This window comes from Gymnodinialimonas ulvae, from assembly GCF_037543845.1.
Taxonomy (GTDB): domain Bacteria; phylum Pseudomonadota; class Alphaproteobacteria; order Rhodobacterales; family Rhodobacteraceae; genus Gymnodinialimonas; species Gymnodinialimonas ulvae.
The window spans coordinates 617193-637531 of sequence record NZ_JBBIFX010000002.1 but is presented as its reverse complement, the minus strand read 5'-3'; the positions used below and the strand labels follow the sequence as shown (position 1 = coordinate 637531).

At 62.8% G+C, this 20339-nt stretch carries 20 protein-coding genes; 2 read left to right on the top strand and 18 right to left on the bottom strand.

The window, feature by feature from the left end:
- Positions 1–175: 175 nt before the first annotated feature.
- The 5 genes from rfbA to hemC form a co-directional block, all read right to left on the bottom strand.
- Entirely contained in the window at positions 176–1048 is an 873-nt protein-coding gene (rfbA, locus tag V8J83_RS13040) for a glucose-1-phosphate thymidylyltransferase RfbA (protein WP_339986830.1), read from the bottom strand.
- 122 nt (positions 1049–1170) lie between these two features.
- Entirely contained in the window at positions 1171–2016 is an 846-nt protein-coding gene (gene rfbD, locus V8J83_RS13035; protein WP_339986828.1) for a dTDP-4-dehydrorhamnose reductase, read from the bottom strand.
- A complete protein-coding gene (gene rfbB, locus V8J83_RS13030; RefSeq protein ID WP_339986827.1) occupies positions 2013–3053 on the bottom strand; it encodes a dTDP-glucose 4,6-dehydratase in 1041 nt (346 codons plus the stop codon). Before rfbB ends, rfbD begins: the two co-directional genes overlap by 4 nt.
- Positions 3050–3616 (bottom strand): dTDP-4-dehydrorhamnose 3,5-epimerase, encoded by a 567-nt coding sequence (rfbC, locus tag V8J83_RS13025; RefSeq protein ID WP_339986826.1) that lies wholly within the window; start codon positions 3614–3616, stop codon positions 3050–3052. Before rfbC ends, rfbB begins: the two co-directional genes overlap by 4 nt.
- 100 nt (positions 3617–3716) lie before the next feature.
- The gene (gene hemC / locus V8J83_RS13020) at positions 3717–4673 is read right to left on the bottom strand and encodes a hydroxymethylbilane synthase (RefSeq protein WP_339986825.1); all 957 of its coding nucleotides are present in this window, start codon (positions 4671–4673) and stop codon (positions 3717–3719) included.
- Between the two features lie 102 nt (positions 4674–4775).
- On the opposite strand from hemC, the gene hemE reads away from it, so the two are divergent.
- A complete protein-coding gene (gene hemE, locus V8J83_RS13015; RefSeq protein WP_339986824.1) occupies positions 4776–5807 on the top strand; it encodes a uroporphyrinogen decarboxylase in 1032 nt (343 codons plus the stop codon).
- Here hemE and V8J83_RS13010 read toward each other — a convergent pair.
- Genes V8J83_RS13010 through hemF form a run of 5 tightly spaced genes read right to left on the bottom strand, consistent with a single transcriptional unit; the run spans position 5804 to position 10462 of the window.
- Entirely contained in the window at positions 5804–6559 is a 756-nt protein-coding gene (locus V8J83_RS13010; protein ID WP_339986823.1) for a glycosyltransferase family 25 protein, read from the bottom strand. The two genes, hemE and V8J83_RS13010, sit on opposite strands and share 4 nt — an antisense overlap.
- The gene (locus tag V8J83_RS13005) at positions 6556–7593 is read right to left on the bottom strand and encodes a glycosyltransferase (protein WP_339986822.1); all 1038 of its coding nucleotides are present in this window, start codon (positions 7591–7593) and stop codon (positions 6556–6558) included. Before V8J83_RS13005 ends, V8J83_RS13010 begins: the two co-directional genes overlap by 4 nt.
- The gene (locus tag V8J83_RS13000; RefSeq protein WP_339986821.1) at positions 7590–8465 is read right to left on the bottom strand and encodes a glycosyltransferase family 25 protein; all 876 of its coding nucleotides are present in this window, start codon (positions 8463–8465) and stop codon (positions 7590–7592) included. Before V8J83_RS13000 ends, V8J83_RS13005 begins: the two co-directional genes overlap by 4 nt.
- 32 nt (positions 8466–8497) lie before the next feature.
- Entirely contained in the window at positions 8498–9556 is a 1059-nt protein-coding gene (locus tag V8J83_RS12995; RefSeq protein ID WP_339986820.1) for a glycosyltransferase family 4 protein, read from the bottom strand.
- A 27-nt stretch (positions 9557–9583) separates the two neighbouring features.
- Positions 9584–10462 carry an oxygen-dependent coproporphyrinogen oxidase gene (gene hemF, locus V8J83_RS12990; RefSeq protein ID WP_339986818.1) on the bottom strand — a complete coding sequence of 293 codons (879 nt, stop codon included), beginning with the start codon at positions 10460–10462 and terminating at the stop codon, positions 9584–9586.
- Between the two features lie 242 nt (positions 10463–10704).
- Between hemF and V8J83_RS12985 the strand changes: the two genes are divergently transcribed.
- Positions 10705–12183: a D-alanyl-D-alanine carboxypeptidase family protein gene (locus tag V8J83_RS12985; protein ID WP_339986817.1), complete on the top strand. Its 1479-nt coding sequence runs from the start codon at positions 10705–10707 to the stop codon at positions 12181–12183.
- A gap of 52 nt (positions 12184–12235) precedes the next feature.
- Here V8J83_RS12985 and ccoS read toward each other — a convergent pair whose 3' ends face one another.
- From ccoS to ccoN, 8 genes are all read right to left on the bottom strand, one after another.
- The gene (gene ccoS / locus V8J83_RS12980; RefSeq protein ID WP_339986816.1) at positions 12236–12391 is read right to left on the bottom strand and encodes a cbb3-type cytochrome oxidase assembly protein CcoS; all 156 of its coding nucleotides are present in this window, start codon (positions 12389–12391) and stop codon (positions 12236–12238) included.
- Positions 12391–14577, bottom strand: a complete 2187-nt coding sequence (locus tag V8J83_RS12975) for a heavy metal translocating P-type ATPase (protein WP_339986815.1) — start codon at positions 14575–14577, stop codon at positions 12391–12393. The genes ccoS and V8J83_RS12975 overlap by 1 nt, the downstream gene beginning before the upstream one ends.
- A gap of 6 nt (positions 14578–14583) precedes the next feature.
- Positions 14584–15072: a FixH family protein gene (locus tag V8J83_RS12970; RefSeq protein WP_339986814.1), complete on the bottom strand. Its 489-nt coding sequence runs from the start codon at positions 15070–15072 to the stop codon at positions 14584–14586.
- Positions 15069–16583 carry a cytochrome c oxidase accessory protein CcoG gene (ccoG, locus tag V8J83_RS12965; protein ID WP_339986812.1) on the bottom strand — a complete coding sequence of 505 codons (1515 nt, stop codon included), beginning with the start codon at positions 16581–16583 and terminating at the stop codon, positions 15069–15071. The genes V8J83_RS12970 and ccoG overlap by 4 nt, the downstream gene beginning before the upstream one ends.
- A gap of 202 nt (positions 16584–16785) precedes the next feature.
- Entirely contained in the window at positions 16786–17697 is a 912-nt protein-coding gene (gene ccoP / locus V8J83_RS12960; RefSeq protein ID WP_339986811.1) for a cytochrome-c oxidase, cbb3-type subunit III, read from the bottom strand.
- A complete protein-coding gene (locus V8J83_RS12955) occupies positions 17694–17885 on the bottom strand; it encodes a cbb3-type cytochrome oxidase subunit 3 (protein WP_339986810.1) in 192 nt (63 codons plus the stop codon). Before V8J83_RS12955 ends, ccoP begins: the two co-directional genes overlap by 4 nt.
- 13 nt (positions 17886–17898) lie before the next feature.
- On the bottom strand, positions 17899–18621 hold the full coding sequence (ccoO, locus tag V8J83_RS12950) for a cytochrome-c oxidase, cbb3-type subunit II (RefSeq protein ID WP_339986809.1): 723 nt from the start codon (positions 18619–18621) through the stop codon (positions 17899–17901).
- 14 nt (positions 18622–18635) lie between these two features.
- Complete coding sequence (gene ccoN / locus V8J83_RS12945; protein ID WP_339986808.1) at positions 18636–20228, bottom strand: cytochrome-c oxidase, cbb3-type subunit I; 1593 nt, start codon at positions 20226–20228, stop codon at positions 18636–18638.
- Positions 20229–20339 lie beyond the last annotated feature (111 nt).

Here is a 20339-nt window from a genome sequence, read left to right as displayed (position 1 = left end):
GCACCTCCCGAGCATTCGCCCATCCGGAGATTTCGACCCGATCGCCTCGGCGCACGACCCGTTCCACCTGCCCGCTGCGCCGCCAAATTGGTCCGAGGGGGACGCTGCGCAAGCGGCCCTGATGGACAGAAGCGTAGCGCAGGAAAAGGGCATGAAGGCGATGGATCAAGCGCGGTCAGTCTTTCATCAGAGAAGCAAGATAGCGCCCGTAGCCGGTCTTTTTGAACAAGTCGGCACGCGCGGCGAGGCCGTCAGCATCGATCCAGCCCAGTTCAAACGCGATCTCGTCTGGGGAGCCGACTTGAAGTCCTTGCCTCTGGGTCAGGGTGCGTACGAAATTTCCAGCATCCAGCAGGCTTTCGTGGGTGCCCGTATCCAGCCAGGCATAGCCGCGGCCCATGCGTTCCACCGTCAAGGTTCCATCGCCGAGGTAGGTTTCCAGGAGGCTTGTAATCTCCAACTCGCCGCGGGGGGAGGGTTGTACGGTTGCGGCGCGGTCAGGCGCGCTCCCATCGAGGAAATAGAGACCCGTGACCGCGTAGGACGAGGGCGGCACCTCGGGCTTTTCGATGATCGAGCGGACATTGCCGTCGGCGTCAAAATCCACCACGCCGTAGCGTTCCGGATCGGTCACACGGTAGCCGAATACGGTGCCCCCTTCGGTTTTGGCATCTGCGGCAGCAAGTGCCACGGGAAGGCCGTGCCCGAAGAAAATGTTATCGCCCAGAACCATTGCGGAGGGCGCTCCATCGAGGAAATCGCGTGCCAGCAGATAGGCCTGCGCCAAGCCATCGGGGCTGGGTTGTTCGATATAGGTGAGGCTGAGGCCCCATTGGCTTCCGTCACCGAGGGTGCGCTGGAATTGTGCCTGATCGGTGGGGGTCGTAATGATCGCAATTTCGCGGATACCGGACAGCATCAACACGGACAGCGGATAGTAGATCATCGGCTTGTCATAGATCGGCAAAAGTTGCTTCGAGACACCGGTGGTGACCGGGTAGAGCCGCGTGCCGGAGCCCCCGGCAAGTATGATTCCTTTGCGCGCCATTCTCTGCGCCTCCGTCCTTTAGACCATTTGACGTGGGCCTAACGCGTCGGACAGCAATTGCCAATCACACACCGACGCCAAGACCCATGCCACATCAGGCGTTAACGGCAGCTGAAGACAACTCAGCTTTGCGAAAGATCGTGCATCACAGCATCGAGGCCAGCGCGCCAATCAGGGCGCGGAACCTCAAACGTGGCCTCGGTCGTGGCGCAATCCATGCGCGAATTGGGGGGCCGTTTTGCCGGTGTCGGGTAGGCGGAGGTTGGGATATCTTCCACCTGGCACTTCAACCCGGCACGGACGAAAATCGCCCGCGCGAAATCGGCCCAGGACACGTCCGGAGCGCCCGAGAAATGGTAGGTACCCGATGTCGCGGGGTCGTCCACCAGCGCCTTTGCGATGGTGACGCAGGCCTGCGCGATATCGCGGGCGGGCGTTGGGCCGCCGATCTGATCGGCAACGATGGTGAGGCGGTCGCGGTCCGCCCCGAGCCGCAGCATGGTCTTGACGAAATTCGCACCATGGGCGGAAAACACCCAAGATGTACGCAGGATCGCATGGGGGCCGGCCGCGTTGCGCACACCTTCCTCGCCCGCCATCTTGGTGCGCCCATAGGCGCCAAGCGGGCCGGTGGCATCGTCGGGCTGCCACGGTGTCGTGCCGGAGCCTTCGAACACGTAATCGGTGGAGATGTGGACAAAGGGGATGCCCTTGGCGGCACAGGTTTGCGCCATTGCGGTGGGCGCTTCGGCGTTGACCTTATGGGCCAGCGCCTCCTCCTCCTCGGCCTTGTCGACGGCGGTGTAGGCGGCGGCATTGATCACAGCGTCGGCGTCGCTGGCGGCAATCAGGGCCGCGCATTTCAGCGGATCCGTCAGATCGGCCTCGGCCCGACCGAGGGTCTGCACCCCCAGCATGGCAAGCTCTTGCGCGACCTGTCCGGTTTGCCCGAACGCCAGCAGCTTCATGCTTTTGTTCCGAGGCGTTGGCCAACACCTTCACGGTCCTGCAGCGCGCGCCACCAGTCTTCGTTTTCGAGGAACCAATCGACGGTTTGCGCCAGACCCTCTTCGACGGTGACGGAGGGCTTCCAGCCAAGCTCTGCCTGAATGCGGGAGGCGTCGATGGCGTAGCGCATGTCATGGCCGGGCCTGTCGGTTACAAAGGTGATCAGGTCAGCATGGGGCGTGGCCTTGGGGCGACGTTCGTCGAGCAGGGCGCAGATCGTACGCACAAGGTCGATGTTGCGCATCTCATTATGGCCGCCGATGTTATAGCTGCGCCCAACGTCGCCGTTTTCCAATACGGTCAGAAGGGCGTCGGCGTGATCCTCGACATAGAGCCAATCGCGCACGTTTTCGCCGGTGCCATAGACCGGGATCGGCTCGCCGGCGAGAGCCTTCAGGATCACGACCGGGATCAGCTTTTCGGGGAAGTGATAGGGGCCGTAATTGTTGGAACAATTCGTCAGAACGACCGGCATGCCATAGGTTTCATGCCAAGCGCGGACAAGGTGATCGGAAGACGCCTTCGACGCGGAATAGGGGCTGCGCGGATCGTAAGGCGTGTCTTCCGTAAAGAGGCCCGTCTCGCCCAACGTGCCGAACACCTCGTCGGTGGAGACATGGTGGAAGCGGAAGCTTTCTGGTCGCCCCTGCCCTTCCCAATAGGCGCGCGCGGCATCAAGAAGGGTGGCGGTGCCGGTGATGTTGGTATCGATGAAGGCGGCGGGCCCATCGATGGACCGGTCGACATGGGATTCGGCGGCAAGGTGCAAAATCGCGTCGGGATTATGGGTCGACAGGATGCGGTCGAGCGCCGCGCGGTCGCGGATGTCGGCCTCTTCAAACGCATAAAGGTTCGAGCTTGCGACCGAGGCCACGTTGTCGAGGCACGCCGCATAGGTCAGCGCGTCGAGGTTGATCACCTCATGACCGCGTTCCACGGCCAGCCGCACGACGGCAGAGCCGATGAACCCCGCCCCTCCGGTTACCAGCAATTTCATGATGCAGCCTCGTAAGTGAAAGGGGTGTCGAGATCGTCAAGACCACCTGCCTGCGCGTCTTTCCCGGACAGGATCGGATCGCCGTTGACTTGCCAGTCGATCCCGATGTCGGGGTCGTTCCAGATCAGTGCGCCTTCGGTGTCGGGGGCGTAGATGTCCGAGCATTTGTAGATGATCTCGGTGCCCGGCTCGCGCGTGATGAAACCGTGCGCGAAGCCTGCCGGGATCAGAAGTTGGCGGGCGTTCTCAAACGTCAGTTCAATCCCGAAATGCTGGCCATATGTGGGCGAGCCGCGCCGAATATCGACCGCGACATCCCAAAGCCTGCCACGCCCACACCGCACCAATTTGGCCTGCGCGTGGGGCGGGCCTTGAAAATGCAGGCCGCGGATGGTGTTCGCATCGGAGGAAAGGGAATGGTTGTCCTGCACAAATTCGGTCGTGATTCCATGCTCGGCCAGCTTCGCGGCGCTGTAGGTTTCACTGAAAAAGCCGCGTTCATCGCCGAAGCGCGGCGGCGTGATCACCACAAGGCCCGGCAAGCCTGTTTCTTCAATCTTCATGGTTGCCTCTGCTCGGCCAAAAATTTGGCGGACCATGCCATGGGGCCGAGTGTGCTGCAACGGTCCGCAGCGGTCGTTTCAAAGGCATTTTTGGGGCAGATCAGTGCCAGTCGAAAAAGCCCGGCCCCGCCTTTTGTCGCAGGTCGGCGGCCATTTCAGCCCCCAATTTCGCGCCGTCTTCCACAGGGGCGGTTCGGTCGTCGGTCAACACTTCGGACCCATCGGGGCGCAGGATTTCGCCACGCAGGCGCAGGGTGGTGCCATCAAGCTCCGCGAGACCCGCTATGGGAGTCTGGCACGACCCGTCAAGCCCTTTGAGAAAGGCCCGTTCCGCCGCAAGCCGTTGCCCGGTCGGGCCATCGTGGATCGCGTCGAGCATGGCGGCGGTGCGGCTGTCATCGGCGCGGCGTTCGATGCCGATGGCGCCTTGTGCAACAGCGGGCAGCATGTCGGTGGTGTCGAGCGCGGATTTCACCACCTCGGTCATCCCCAACCGCCGCAGGCCCGCCATGGCCAGGAACGTGGCCTGAGCCGCGCCATCGCCAAGCTTTTTCATGCGGGTCTGCACATTGCCGCGAAATTCCACCACCTTCAGATCGGGCCGTCGCGCGGCCAGCTGCGCACGCCGCCGCAAGCTCGACGAGCCGACAACGGCACCTTCGGGAAGGGCTGCAAGGCTGTCGTGCTCCAGCGAAACAAACGCATCACGCACATCTTCGCGCGGCAGGTAGCAATCCAGCAGAAGGCCGCCCGGCTGATCCACCGGCATGTCCTTCATCGAATGAACCGCAATGTCTATCTTTCCCGACAACATGTCCTCTTCGATTTCCTTGGTGAAAAGGCCCTTACCGCCCAATTCTTTCAACGCGATGTCGCGTTCGATCAGGCTGCGGTCATCACCGGTCGTCTTGATGACGACGATTTCGAATGCCGCTTCAGGCAGATCAAAGGCAGCCATCAGTCGGGCGCGTGTCTCATGGGCCTGAGCCAGCGCCAGTGGGGAACCACGGGTGCCAATGCGCAGGGGTGCGGCGGGGGTGGGCAAGTCGGTCGTCATGATTCCTCTCTAGCGGTGTCAACTTGGGTTGACAACGGGTGGTTGCCTGACACTTTTAAGGAGAGTATCGAGGCTCGCATTACGACCCTGAGGTTAAGTCCCATGTCCGACAAGAAAAAACTACTGCGCTCGCTCGCCGGTGAGACTCAAGATGTGCCGCCGGTCTGGCTGATGCGGCAAGCGGGGCGGTATTTGCCCGAGTATCGCGCCACCCGTGCGAAGGCCGGAGATTTCCTGTCGCTGTGCTATAACCCCGAACTTGCCGCCGAGGTCACGCTGCAGCCGATCCGGCGCTATGGCTTCGATGCGGCGATTCTGTTCGCCGATATCCTGTTGATCCCGCAGGCTCTCGGTGCGGATTTGTGGTTTGTGACAGGTGAGGGCCCGCGCCTATCGACGATCACCGACGCGTCCGGCATGGGCCGGATGAAGGGCAAGGATGATATCCACGAACACCTCGCCCCGGTCTATGAGACGGTGAAGATCCTTTCGCAGGAATTGCCGAAAGAGACCACGTTGATCGGATTTGCGGGCGCGCCATGGACGGTGGCGACCTATATGATCGCCGGGCGCGGCACGCCGGATCAGGCGCCAGCACACAAGCTGCGCGAGGGCGATCCAGCGACGTTTGATGCGTTGATGGACCTGCTAACCGAAGCCACGATCGAATACCTTGATTGCCAGGTGAAGGCCGGGGCCGAGGTTGTGAAACTGTTCGATTCGTGGGCCGGTTCGCTGAAGGGTGATGCCTTTGACCGCTATGCGCTGGCCCCTGCGAAGCGGATCATTTCGGAGTTGAAATCGCGCCATCCGGACCTGCCGATCATAGCTTTCCCACGGGAAGCGGGCGACAAGTACATCGGATTTGCCGAGGCTGTCGGCTCCGATGCGCTGGCCATCGACACGTCGGTCGATGCGACCTGGGCGGCGGAACATTTGCAAAAGGACGGCTGCGTTCAAGGCAATCTCGATCCCAAGCTGATGGTCACCGGCGGCGAGAAGCTGCAATCGGAGGCACGGCGGATCTGCGACGCGCTCAAGGGCGGGCCGCATATCTTCAACCTTGGCCACGGCATCACGCCGGATGCGGATCCCGAAAACGTGCATCGCCTTCTGGAAGCGATCCGCGGCTAGTCTCGCTTTAGGTCAACAATTGTGCTCTCGGCCCGTACATGGGCCAGCGCACGGAGACCCATGCGCAATTGCGAGGTGATCCGGCGGAGTTTCTGCACCACGCTTGGCTTGGCACGCGGCTTGTCTTCTCGCCCGATGGCGCTTTCGGTTGCAATCGGCGGGGTCAGGCCCTCTGCCGCGCAGCGATCCAATTGGCAGGCCAAGGCCGGCACGGCTTGCCACGCCTGCAATTCATACGCGGCACACAGTACGGCATCGGCAAGCCCCGGCGCAGGGGCCGCCCGCGTCAGCAGCTTCTTCGCCGCCCCCGGCCAAAGCACGTAGCACGCGGCCCCAGTGCGATCCTGCCAGAGGCGATGGATGGGCGCATGCGGGTGCGGATCGCGCGCGATGCGTTTGCGCCGACCCCGGGTTTCAAGCGTCACGAATTCGGCCTGCGGCAGGTCCGTCAGCGTCGCAAGAAGACCCTTTGCGCCAGGCATGAGAAACGCGTCATCCTCCAGCACCATGTGCGGGGTGTCGGAGGCCGCGACGCGTTCCCAAGCCACGCGATGACTGGCGAAAGCGGCCATTTCGGTGGTGCGCAGGGGGCGTTCCCAACGCGACCAGTACCGATCATTGGCGGGGGGGCTCAGCGTATCGGGGGTGACGGCATTGACCCGCTCGAACGCAAGGCCAAGGGTGCCCAGTTGCGCTTCCTGAAACGCCATGCGCTCGGCTTCGGACGCGAGGTTTATGACCAACACCTTCACGTCTCGAACTCACCCCGGAAAGCAGCCAGATAAGCGTCAACCACGGCGTCTTCGCTGAACATTTCGGCCAAGCGCGCGGGCCCTGCCGCAGCATATCTGCGGCGCAGGTCGGGGTCGGCCTTGAGCGCTTTCAACCCATCGACCGTGGCATCGAGATCATCGATGTCTGTCATGATCCCATCGATCCCATCGCGCATGAACCAACCCGGCCCCTCGGACCGACTGGCCACCACAGGGACGCCTGCCTGCCACGCATCCAGCACGACATTGCCAAGCGGTTCATGCCGTGACGGGAAGGCAACGGCGTCGGCACTGGCAAGGTGGTGCACGGGTTCATCCACCCAACCAATGAACCGGGTGCGGTCGGCCACGCCTTCCGCCGAGGCAAGCGCCTCAAGCGCCGGGCGTTCCTTGCCATCCCCGATCAACCACAGGTAAGCGCCATCGATCCGCGCCGTCGCCCGGATCGCGAGGTCGAGGCCCTTGCGGTTCACAAAACGCCCCGCCGCCGCAATCAGGAACGCATCCTCGGGCGTGTCATGCGCGGCGCGCGCCACCGGGGCGGGCACAACGGGCCGCGCGAAGTTGCTGATGACCAAACCGGGGCGGCGCCACCCATTGCGTTCACAATGTGAGACGATGTCGGGCGTGTTGCCGATCAACGCATCGCAGTGGCTGAAATGATCCAGATGTCTCGGAAAATCGCCAAGCCGTGTGAGCTTCACGGCATCAGGCCAATCCGGAATGGCGCGGGCAGCACGCGGCATCCACGCGAGGATCGCATCGGGCCGCCACGTGCGGCAAAGGCGCCGCAACCGCCATTCAAGATAGAAGCGCTTGAGCGAGGCGTAGCGGTAATTGTCGTAAATGGTCGGCCCAAGCGCGCTGACCTCCGCCGCCCAGGATCGGTTGGGGCGAATGGCAAATCGCTGCTCGACCCCGCGCCGGTCCAGCGCCTTGGCGAGGTTGACAAAGAAGCGTTCCGCGCCGCCTTCTTTGCCGAAATGGATGTGAAGCACCCTTGGCGCGGTCATCTGATGCCCTTCCAGCGATACCAGCGCAGCTTGAGCTGATAGGTCAATTGCGTCCGCAAGCCCCGCCATGCGCGCCAGAGCCCCCCCTTTGACGCGGCGCGACGGGCGTCGCCGATGGTGCCGGTCGTGGTCTGCTGATCCCCGACTTTGATCGGGGCGGGAAGTGCCAGCGCAACCCGCAGGCCGGTTTCCCAGAAATACTTCTGATCCTCGTCCACCGGACGAAAGAACGGCACGGCACGGTCCACCAGTTTGCGCGCCGCATCGCGGGTCAGGCCATAGCCGATCAAACACGTCGGCACCCGGTATGGCACCACAAGGCGAAGCGCGCCGGGCAATTCACGCTCGGCCACAAGCGCGGCGTCAGGATCGAATGTGAACAGTTTCACCATATCCCAATCCGTCCCGCCGTCGCCGGCCAAAGCGGCCAAAACCTCGGCCAGGGTGTCATCGGTCTCGAAATCATCCTCGAAGATAAACCCACCCGCGCCATCTCCTTCGGCAATACGTTTCCATGCGTCGATGTGGCTGAGGTAGCAGCCGATCTCGGCGGGAACGAGGTCATGGCGCGCGTATCTACGGTTTCTTTTCGCATCATAGACCTGCGTAATGTCTTGCTCGGAAAGCGCCCAACCGTTTACCGCGTCGATCCGCTCGAAGGCCAACCCCTGCGCGTCCAGTTGGCGGCGCACATTGTCCAGCCGCACCGTGTTTTCGGCCAGGTTGATCACGTGAATTGGCCACATGCGGTCGGTCATGAATATACGCACCCCAATCGCGCGGTCCTTGCGTGGTTGGACAGGCGCCGCTCCTGGCGCGTTTTGCGGGGTGGGTGTGCCATCGACCTCATCCAGATGCGGGCGCAGTGTCATGTAGCGGGTCTGCCGGGGCGGGAAAAGGGGCGTCAGTCTTCGGCCAGGAGCCGCGTGTAGATCGCTAGAAGCGCGTCGGCCTCTCGCTCCAGTGCGAAACTGGTCTCGCAATGGCCGCGCGCCGCCTGCCCTGCAGCCTCACGATGCGCGGTATTGTCGAGAAAAGCGGCAATAGCTTGGGCCATGGTTGAGGCGTCCTGCGCATCGACAAGCGTGCCAACGGATGGGGTGATCAACTCCGGGAAAGCCCCGACCTTTGTCGCAACGACCGGCACGGCACAGGCCATCGCCTCCAGTGGCGTCAGGCCAAAACCCTCCCAACGCTGCGGGGCGACGAACAGGTCAAGCGCGCGGTACCAATCGGCCATGTCCTGCACGGGCACCTCGGGCAGAAAGTGAATGCGGTCGCCAAGTCCTGTTTGCGCGGCGCTGGCGCGCAGGTCCCGTTCGTATTGCGCATGCTTTTCGGTCGCGCGCCCCATGATCAGGGCGTGCACCCTGGGCCGGTCGGCCATAAGGGGGATCATCGCCTCCAGAAAATCACCGGTGCCCTTTTGGGCGCGGATGCGACCGTAACATCCGACCAGAACACTGTCCGGCAGGCCGAGCTGCGCCCGCAGGGCCGTCCGGTCATGGGAGGGGGTAAATTGATCCGTATCGATACCATGCAAGATAACATCGGCCGGGTGCTCAAGGTATCCGGCGGTCTTTTGCGAGGTGGCGATCAAATGGTCCATCCGGTCGATGAGCCACTTTGTGTATCCCGTATGCTTGCGCTGCGAGGCAGAGGTGAAGACCAGTTTCAGGCGTTTCCGCAGCACATATTTCAGCAGCAGCCCGGCCAGCATCTCGGTATTGCGACGGGCATGCCAGATCCGCGCGCCGGACGGGCCGCGCCGGGGCATGGTCAGCAGGTGCCAAGGCAAGATGTTGGGCACGTGATCGGGCATATCAGGTGCCACCGCACTCACCGCCATTTGCCTTGCCTGTAGGGGCACAAGCCGCACGATGGTGGCCGTGACGCCACTGAGCCGCCGTTTGAAATTCGGCACCAGAACATCGATCTGCGCAAGGTCCGGACGGGTCGTCATGGGGCGCTTATGGACCCGGAACGCGCCTCAGGTCCACTTGGCAATCGGTGGCAAGCTCATCAGGACGGCATTGGCATCGTGGCCAGTCTCCAGCCCGAATTTTGTGCCACGGTCGTAGACAAGGTTGTACTCGGCATAAAGGCCGCGATGGACCAGCTGCGCTTCGCGGTCCGCATCGGTGAACGCCTCGTGTCGCCGCTTTTCAACGCAGCCCAGATAAGCGGGCAGAAACGCACGGCCGACATCTTGGGTGAAGGCGAAATCCGCCTCCCAATCGCCCGTGTTCAGATCGTCGTAGAAAATGCCGCCGACGCCGCGCGCGCGATGGCGGTGCGGGACGTAGAAATACTCATCCGCCCAAGCCTTGAACTTGTCGTAATACGCGGGGTCGTGTTTGTCACAATGCTCTTTCAGGACAGCGTGAAAAAAGGCGGTGTCATCCGCGTATTCGATCGCGGGGTTGAGGTCGGATCCGCCGCCAAACCACCACGCATTCGGGGTCCAGAACATGCGCGTGTTCATGTGGACCGCGGGCACGCGGGGGTTTTGCATATGCGCCACAAGGCTGATGCCCGAGGCCCAAAACCTCGGGTCGGTTTCCATCCCCGGCACGCCACGCGCGGCCATGGCTTTCTGCGCACGTTCGCCAAGAGTGCCGTAGACGGTCGAGACATTGACGCCGACCTTCTCGAACACGCGACCGCCGCGCATGACGCTCATCAGGCCACCGCCAGCGTCACCGCCATCGTCGCCCGTGCGCTTGGTTTCCGTGATCTCGAATCGGCCCGCTGCCGCATCGCCGCCTTGCGTGTCTTCGAGCAATTCAAACGCCGCGACAATGTCGTCACGCAAGCTTCGGAACCAGGTTGAAGCGCGGGATTTGTGGTCGTCGATCAGGTCTTTCATGGGGCGGCAGTCCTTTGGCAATACGCGCTGTGGTTGTAGCAGCTTCGAGCGCGCGCTGCCATGCGTCCGATCACATCACCACACCCAGATTTTGACCCATGTGTTGCTCCAAGGACCACATCTGCCAATTCCTTTCAGACATTGGGAAATTAACCACTCCGCCATGGATTTTGGGAATCGTTTCGCCTAGGATCATGGTCAATCGCCGCAATAGACGGCACCCGAGGCAGATAGAGCACATCATGTTCGTACGGTTTTTTTACGTCGCCCTTTTGGGCGTTGCATTGGCGTTTGGCGGGACATCCCCTTCTCTGGCCGCTCCCTATGCCGCCATGGTCATGGACGCCCGCAACGGCGAGGTCTTGCATTCGCGCAATGCCGATACGCGCCTGCATCCTGCGTCACTGACCAAGATGATGACCATCTACATCGCGTTCGAGGCCATCCGTTTGGGTGAGATCACGCTCGATACCGAGGTCACGATTTCCGCCAATGCCGCCGCCGAGCCGCCGTCGGAACTTGGCCTGCGCTCAGGCTCGACAATCCGGTTTCGGTATCTGATCCGGGCCGCCGCGGTCCGGTCGGCCAATGATGCCGCGACCGCCATTGGCGAGGTGCTTTCCGGCTCGGAGGCCGCGTTCGCCCGCCGGATGAACCGCACGGCCATCGCCCTTGGCATGACACGCACCACCTTTCGCAACGCCCACGGCCTGACCGAAGACGGTCACCTGAGCACCGCGCGCGATATGACCATGTTGGGGCGGCGGCTGGTTTACGATTACCCGCAGTATTACAACCTGTTCTCTCGCATCACGGCCGACGCGGGCATCGCCCAGGTGCGCAACACGAACCGCGTGGTTTTGACCCAGTATCGCGGCGCGGATGGGATCAAAACGGGCTATACCCGGGCGGCGGGCTTCAACCTTGTGGCCTCGGCGCAGCGCGGCGAGGAACGCATTATCGCGACCGTTTTCGGGGGGCGCAGCACGGCCTGGCGCAATGAGCGGGTGATGGAATTGCTGGATATGGGGTTCGAACGTGCACCATCGCATGTCGCGCTGCGCACGCCATCCTTGCCGACCTACACCGACGACGCCAGCGCTGGCGTGTCGCACAGGCCCCCGGGGCAGCGTGCCCCGCAATCCTCGATCCGGCCCTCCATGCGCCCCAACGGGGACGCCCATGAAGGGGTCGATGCAGAGGTGCTGGCCGCAATCAATAATGCTGTCGGGGAAGCTCTGACGCAGGCAACGGACGCTGATCCGGAAATCGCTGCTGCCGTTGAAGCGGCCTTGAATGCGGTGGACGACGCGCCCCGCCCCGCCCCGCGTCCTGACCCGCAGGCGGAGCTTGAGGCGGAACTTGAACCCGAGGTTGCAGCCGAGCCGGAGGCAACGCCTGAGCCAGAGGTTGTGGCCGCGGCACCTGCCATCCCATCGCGCCCTGCCCCGGAACCCGAGGTCGTAACGCGCGCCGCGTCGACCGGATCACGCCTTTTCGGAGTGTCACTGGGACCGCAGACGACACACCATGCCGCCGAACGCCTTCTGCTACGCACGGCATTGGCCGAGCTTGGCACTTTTGATGAAGCCCTGCGTCGTGTGGTGCAGGTCAGTCGCGGGTTCGACGCGCGTTTCGCGGGCATGACCGAGGAACAGGCCGCTCGTGCCTGTGCCCGGTTAAGCGCGCGGAATGTGTCATGCGAGACATTCGGTCCCTAAGCTCACCGGAGAGGCGAGCGAGGTGATGTAGCGCGCGCAGGTCGTCGCAGATCTACTTTGGCTGGTCGTCGTAATCGTCGCGCAAGATGCGATGCGCGTCGCCTTCGGGATCGTCGAACTGACCCTTGCGCAGCATCCACCAGAACGCCACCAGACCCGCGCCGCCCATCAACAGCGAGACCGGGATCAATATGCCAAGGATATCCATCAGCGCAGCCTCAGCGCATTGAGCGAGACCGTCAAGGACGACGTGGACATCGCCAGCGCCGCGATCAACGGCGAGCACAAACCAGCAACGGCCAAGGGCACCGCAAGCAGATTGTAGGCCGTGGCGATGGTAAAGTTTTCCTTGATCCGACCGCGGGCGGTCTGCGCCGTATCCATCGCGTCCGCAACGGCGGCAAGGCTCCGACCGGTCAGCACCATGTCCGACGCCGCCCGCGCGGCTTCCAGCGCCGAAGCAGGTGAAATCGACACATGTGCCGCCGCGAGCGCGGCCGTGTCGTTCATGCCATCGCCGACCATCAGGACCTTGGCCCCGTCCAGCGCCAGTGCTTCGATCATCGCGGCCTTGGCGTCCGGGCGTGCCTCGGCCACGCATTCATCGATCCCGACGCGCGCGCCGAACGCCTCGACTGCGGGCGCGACATCACCCGACAGCATGAGCACCCGCACCCCGCGATCGCTCAGCGTGCGGACCAGATCCTTCGCGCCGTCACGCAATTGGTCAGCGAAGCGGATCGGGCGTACCGGTTCCCTTCCAATGCGGAGGTAGGTTGCGGTTTCGGCCGCCGGTTCGGCCTCAAGCCAACCGGCGCGACCCAGGCGCACAGGCGTGTCGCCCCACTGCGCCTCGACCCCGAACCCGGCGATTTCGCGAATGTCAGTGAGCGGTGCGGGAGATGTTCCTGCGGCCTGCAGCCCACCCGCCAGCGCCTTGGCCAGGGGGTGGGACGAGCCTTGGGCAAGCGCAAATGCCACCTGCGCCTCGGTCAACGATAGCGCGTTGAGGTCCAGCGGTTCCGCAGCGCCGTCGGTCAACGTGCCGGTCTTGTCAAAGACCGCCGTATCGACCTCGGCCAACCGTTCGAGGGCGGTGCCGTTCTTGATCAACAGGCCCTTGCGGAACAACCGGGCCGAAGCAGCCGTTGTCACTGCTGGCACGGCGAGGCCCAAAGCGCAGGGGCAGGTGATAATCAGCACCGCCGCCGCGATATTCAGGGCGACACGCAGATCCATCGTGTAAAGGAACCACCCGATGGCGGCGAGCGCAGACACGATATGTACCCCAGGCGCGTAAAGCTTGGCGGCGGCATCTGCGAGAGATGTGTAATTCGAGCGTCCCGCTTCAGCCACGGCAACCAGATCGCCGATGCGGGCCAATTCGGTATTGCGGCCGGCTGCGCGCACCTCGACCGTGATCGGCCCAGTCAGGTTCGCCTCGCCGGCATGGACCGCGTCACCTGGGGCTGCGGCGGCAGGCAGGGTCTCCCCGGTCATGATCGAGCGGTCCAACTCGGTGTGCCCGTCGGTCACTTGGCCGTCGACCGGGATACGACCGCCCGGCAAGACCCGCACCAGATCGCCAGGCCGCAAGTCGGCGGCGGCGACCGTTTCAGTGGTGCCGCCGGTCAGGCGCAGCGCGCGGGGCACTTCAAGGGCGGCCAGTTCCTGCGCTGCGGAGCGTGCGTTGGCCCTCGTCCGATGATCCAGATACCGGCCTGCCAGAAGGAAGGCGCAGAGCGCAATAGCCGCATCAAAATAGGCATGTTCGCCCGACAACATCGTCTCGTAAAGCGAGGTTCCGATAGCCAGCGCGATCGCCAGCGAGATCGGGACATCCATGTTCAGGCGACGTCCACGCAGGGCAGACAGAGCCGAAGAATAGAACGGTTGGCCACAGAACAGCACAGCGGGAATTGCGATTGCCGCGCTGATCCAGTGCATCATGTCGCGCGTCACACCATCGGCCCCGGACCAGACCGCGACCGACAAGAGCATGACGTTCATCATCGCGAAGACGGCCACCGCCAGACGCATCAAAAGGGCGCGCCCGCGCGCGTCGACCTCGGTTGCGGCGAGAATGCCGGGATCAAGTTCATGTGCCTCGTAGCCCGCTTGGGTCAGCGCGGCGCAAAGGGCTTCGGCCTCCACCTCGGGCCCGGCCTCAACGGAGGCGCGGCGCAGCGTCAGGTTAACCCGCGCCGCACGCACGCCCGGCTGCGCCTCAAGCGTGCGTTCGACCCCCGATATGCAGGCGGCACAATGGATGCCCGGCAAGGCCAGCATCAGCCGCGCGTCTTTCAACGCCGCCCCTGCGACCTGCTCGGCCAAAGGCACCGCGTCGCAGGCGGGACAGGCCGAGGGGTGTTGCGGGTCGGCAAAGGCAGTCATGCCAGATCAATCCCGATTCACGGTGAACGTAATGTTGTGGCGGTAATCGGTGCCGTCCCGGGCCGTTCCGGTCAGGCGCAGACGCCAACGCCCATCGCCAATCTCGGCTGGAGCCACAAGCACACCATTCGCGCCGCGCGTCAGTTCAAGGATCTGATCATCGGCGCGGGTCGTCGGACGGGTGAGCAGCGCGTCAAGCTGCGCCGGGTAGACGGGCCGCCCACTTGCGTCGACCAGCGACAGGCGGAGTTCGTCGGCATCGGTTTCGACCGAAGCGTGCCACCCCAGCGCTTCCTGTGCGACACGACGGTCGTCGAAGGTCTGACTGTCGGCATAGCTTGACGAGACCTCCAGCCCCGGAAACGTGCCCACGGCCTGGGTCGCCATGTAGATGTTGACGCCGATGATCACGCCAAATCCCCCGACAAACATGCTGGCGACATGCCAACCGGTGATCTTGCGATCATCTACGTTGTGCTCGGTTGCGTCGGTCATTGCGGTCCCCTCCCGAAGAATGTGGTGTCCTGAAACGCACGCTCTTCCGTGCCAAAGCCTTCGATCCAGAATCGGAAATCCGTGCGCTCGCGCGCGGCGGCAGCATCTTCGGGGCGCGCGACCACGTAGACACGTTGCAGAAGTGTTTCATCGGCAGGCACCTCGACCATAAGATCTTGACTACCTTCGAGATCTACTCGCAGCACGTCGTCGGAGGTAAGCCCGACACGAAAGACCGCGTCGCCCGCCGTCATGTTCCGGATGCGGATGTCATAGGTGTTGCGCACCGAGCCATCGCTCAGGGTCACGAATTGTGGATTGCGGATCTGCGCGACGGTCATGTCGATCTCGGACCGGATGAAAAGTGCCACCACCAAGCCGACCCCGATCAAGGACCAAAGCGCGGTGTAGACCATCGTACGGGGCCGCAGGATGTGGCGCATCACCGGCACCTTGGTGTTACCCTCACGTTCGTTGGCCTCGTCGGTCAGGGCAATGTAGTCGATTAACCCGCGCGGCTTGCCGACCTTGTCCATGATCTCGTCGCAGGCGTCGATGCAAAGCGCGCAGGTGATGCATTCCATCTGCTGCCCATCGCGGATGTCGATGCCCATAGGACAGACGTTCACGCAGGCCATGCAGTCGATGCAATCGCCGGGGGCCTGAACCTCGGGCGCGGACGTGGCGCCGGGTTCTGTGCCTCGGATCGTCGGCCCGGCCAGACGCGAGCTTTCGATGGCCGCCTCTGCCATGGCGCGGCGCTTGTTGCCCTTGCCACGCGGCTCTCCACGCCAATCCCGGTAGGCGACGGTGATGGTGTGTTCGTCCATCATGGCGGCCTGAATGCGCGGCCATGGGCAGGCGTAGATGCAAATCTGTTCGCGCGCGAAGCCACCGAAAAGGAAGGTGGTTGCCGTGAGGATGCCGACGGTTGCGTAGGCCACAAAGGCCGCCTGCCCCGTCAGAAGATCGCGCAAGAGTGTGGGTGCGTCGGCAAAGTAGAACACCCATGCACCGCCCGTTGCGACCGCGATCAGAAGCCAGGCGATCCATTTCGTGACGCGCAAACGCCATTTGTGGAAATCCCATTTCGCCTTCCACAGGCGCAGGCGTGCGTTGCGATCACCTTCTATCCAGCGCTCCACAGTGTAGAACAGGTCGGTCCAGACGGTCTGCGGGCAAGTATAGCCACACCACACGCGACCCAGCGCGGAGGTGAACAGGAAAAGGCCAAGCCCCGCCATGATCAAAAGGCCCGCCACGAAGTAGAATTCGTGTGGCCAGATCTCGATCCAGAAGAAGAAAAAACGCCGATTGCCAAGGTCCACCAGCACCGCCTGATCGGGCAGGGATGGGCCGCGATCCCAGCGAATCCACGGCGTGATGTAGTAGATGCCAAGCGTGACGATCAGAATTGCCCACTTCAGGTTCCTGAACGGGCCGCTGACCCGTTTGGGAAAGATGGGTTCCTGTGCGGCGTAGAGCTTGGGCGCTGCGTCGTTCGAGGCCATGGCTAGGCTATCCTGTGAAAAGCTGTCTGTTCGCCAATCCTGTCTAGGGGACAGGCGGGGTGCGCACCTTGACGTGGATCAAGTCTTTGAAAATACGAAGAAGCGCCAGTTCCATGGGTAAAGCGCGAACAGGACATGGAACTGGCGCCGGACCAACGGCGCAAATTGCGCCGCCGGTGTTCTGGTTGGTCATGGGCTTGGCCTATTCGCCGCCCCCCAAACCGTGGACGTAGATGGCCGTGGCGTTGACCTCAGCCTCGCTGAGGCGGCCGGACCACGCGGGCATCACGCCGAAGCGGGAATGGCGCACGGTTTCTTCGACCGCTTCCGGCGATCCGCCGTAGAGCCAGATCGCATCGGTCAGGTTCGGCGCGCCAAGGAAACGGTCCCCGTCCCCGGCATCGCCGTGGCAAGCCGCGCAATTGTCGAGGAACAAACCTTCTCCGGCGCCTGCGAGGGCTGCGTCGTATTCATAGCCCGCCGCGTTCAAACCGTCGCCGTCAGGGTCCGACAGAGCCAAGGCGTAGCTGACGACCTGGCCGATTTCCTCGTCGCTGAGGATGCCTTCGAACGCCGTCATCTCGGACCAGCGGGCGTCGGGGTCGTCTTCGTTGCGGATGCCGTGGGCGATGGTGGCTTGGATATCTTCGAGCGAGCCGCCCCAGAGCCAATCGTCATCCAGCAGGTTCGGATAGCCCGCCGCCTGAACCCCCGCAGCACCGGCGCCGTGACATTGCGAACACCAGGTGGTGAAGGTTGCTTCGCCGGCCTGAAGCGCGAAGTTATAGAGATCGGGCGTGTCTTCGCGATTGACGGAGGCAAGCTCCACCTCGGTCAATTGGGTGCGAAGATCGGCGTTGAGCGCATCGAAACGATTGATCTCTTCGGCGACTTCGGCCCGCGTCGAATAGCCCAACACGCCCGACGACGCCCCGGTGATCCCCGGCCAGGCCGGATAGAGTACCGTATAGATGACGGCCCAGACGATGGTCAGGTAGAAGCACCACAACCACCAACGCGGCAGAGGATTGTTGAATTCCTGAATGCCATCCCATTCATGGCCGGTGGTGTCCGGATCATCGGGGTGGAGGTTGGAATGGTTCTGGTCAGTCATTGCTGGCCCTCCTGCCCGGCATCATCGCGCGCGGGTCTATCGTCATGGCGGAAAGGGATGTCGGCGCTGTCGGAATGCACGCGTTTGGAGCCGGGGCGCAGCGCGTAGAGCACGAAGCCGAGGAAGCTCACGACAAGAAAGATCGTACCGAGGCTTCCCGACAGGCCGCGAAGGAATTCATAATCCATGTGCTGGCCCCCCTTACCGGCTCTCTTCGGGCGTGAAGGTCGAGAAATCGACCAACGTGCCGAGCATCTGGAGATAGGCAATCAACGCATCCATTTCGGTCACGTCCGGGTTGCCGTCGAAATCGCGCTGCTGCGCGCCGGGGTAGCGGTCGACCACACCGGGATCACCGAAATCGGTCGCCTGTTCGATGAAGTCCATCGACGCCAGCTCCAGCTGTTCCTCGGTGTAAGGGACGCCCACGAACGCATGCGTGGACATCAGGTCGCCGATACGCTCGCCGGTCAGTTCGCGATCCGCGAGGAAGGCATAAGACGGCATGATGGATTGTGGCACCACCGATTGCGGATCGACCAGGTGGTCATAGTGCCACTCGTCCGAATAACGCCCCCCGACGCGGGCCAGATCCGGCCCTGTCCGTTTCGACCCCCATTGGAACGGGTGGTCGTATTGGCTTTCGGCGGCAAGGCTGTAGTGGCCATAGCGTTCCACCTCGTCGCGCATCGGGCGGATCATCTGGCTGTGACAGACATAGCAGCCTTCGCGGATGTAGATCTCGCGCCCCGCCAGTTCGAGCGGGGAGTAGGGGCGCATGCCCTCCACATCCTCGATCGTGTTCTCCAAGTAGAACAGCGGAGCGATTTCCACGACACCGCCAACGGTGACAACTGCGAAACTGAGCGCCAATAGGAGGGTCGCGTTGGTTTCGATTTTCTTGTGTTGGTCAAGAACACCCATGGTCCAAGCCCTCCTTATTCAGCCGGGACAGCCGCGGACGAAGGCGCATCGGCCCTCCGCACGGTCATCCACAGGTTCCAGGCCATGATCAGCGCACCGGAGAGGAACAACACCCCACCCAGGCCACGGACCACATACATTGGGAATTTCGCCTCGACGGTGTCTGCGAAGGAGTTCACGAGGAAACCCTGCGCGTCGACTTCACGCCACATCAGGCCTTCCATGATCCCGGTGACCCACATCGACGCGGCGTAGAGCACGATGCCAACGGTCGCGAGCCAGAAGTGCCAGCTTACGGCGCGCAGGCTATAAAGCCGTGTGTGCCACAGTTTCGGGAACAGGTAGTAGAGCATTCCGAAGGTGATCATGCCGTTCCAGCCGAGCGCACCGGAGTGCACGTGGCCAATCGTCCAGTCGGTGTAATGCGACAGGGAGTTGACGGCGCGGATCGACATCATCGGCCCCTCGAAGGTCGACATCCCGTAGAAGGCCAGCGACGTCACCATCATCCGCAGGATGGGGTCTGTGCGCAGCTTGTCCCACGCCCCTTGCAAGGTCATCAGGCCGTTGATCATGCCACCCCACGACGGCATCCACAGGACGATCGAGAACACCATGCCGAGGGTCGAGGCCCAATCCGGCAGCGCAGTGTAATGAAGGTGGTGGGGGCCTGCCCAGATATACAGGAAGATCAGGGCCCAGAAGTGGATGATCGACAGTTTGTAGCTGTAGACCGGACGTTCGGCCTGCTTGGGGATGAAGTAGTACATCATCCCCAGGAAGCCCGCCGTCAGGAAGAAGCCCACGGCGTTGTGGCCGTACCACCATTGCGTCATGGCATTCTGCACACCCGAGAAGACCTGCACCGAGCGCGAGCCCCAGATCGAGACCGGGATCGACATGTTGTTGACGAGGTGCAGCATCGCGACCGTGACGATGAAGCTGAGCAGGAACCAGTTGGCCACGTAGATATGCGGCTCTTTCCGTTTCAGAATCGTGCCGAGGTAGACCAGCAGGAACGCAACCCACACTACGGTCAGCCACAGGTCGACGTACCATTCAGGCTCGGCGTATTCCTGGCCCTGTGTCGAGCCCAGAAGATAGCCGGTCGCGGCCAGAACGATGAACAATTGATAGCCCCAGAAGACGAACCAGCTGAGGTTGCCGCCCCACATCCGCACAGCGCTTGTGCGTTGCACGATGTAGAAACACGCCGCGATCAGGGCGTTGCCCCCAAACGCGAAAATCACCGCACTTGTGTGCAGCGGGCGCAGACGGCCAAAGTTGGCATACCCTTGCGCCCATTCGAAGTTCAGCACCGGAAAAGCGAGCTGAAAGGCGATGAAGACCCCCGCAAGGAACCCCACAACGCCCCAGAAGGCGGTTGCAATGGCCGCGGCCCTGACCGGCCCGTCCATGTATTCCCCTGTTGGTACAGCCACCGCAGGCTCGCCCGTACGGCGCAATTGCCACACGAACAGGCCACCGGCGACCGCGAGAATGATTAACGCATGGACCTTGTAGGCGAGGTCGTGCCCGTAGTTCGCCGCGATGGCCGCGAAAACGGTAACCAGCCCAAGGATAGCGAGCTTCAAATAGTCAAGCATCGGTCGTCCCTTCACCTTCTCCCGCGTGCGCCTGTTCCGGACACATTGCGGGCTTTCTGTTCGACCCTTCTTCGACAATTCGGGGAGGACGGACCTTGATCTGGGTCAAGC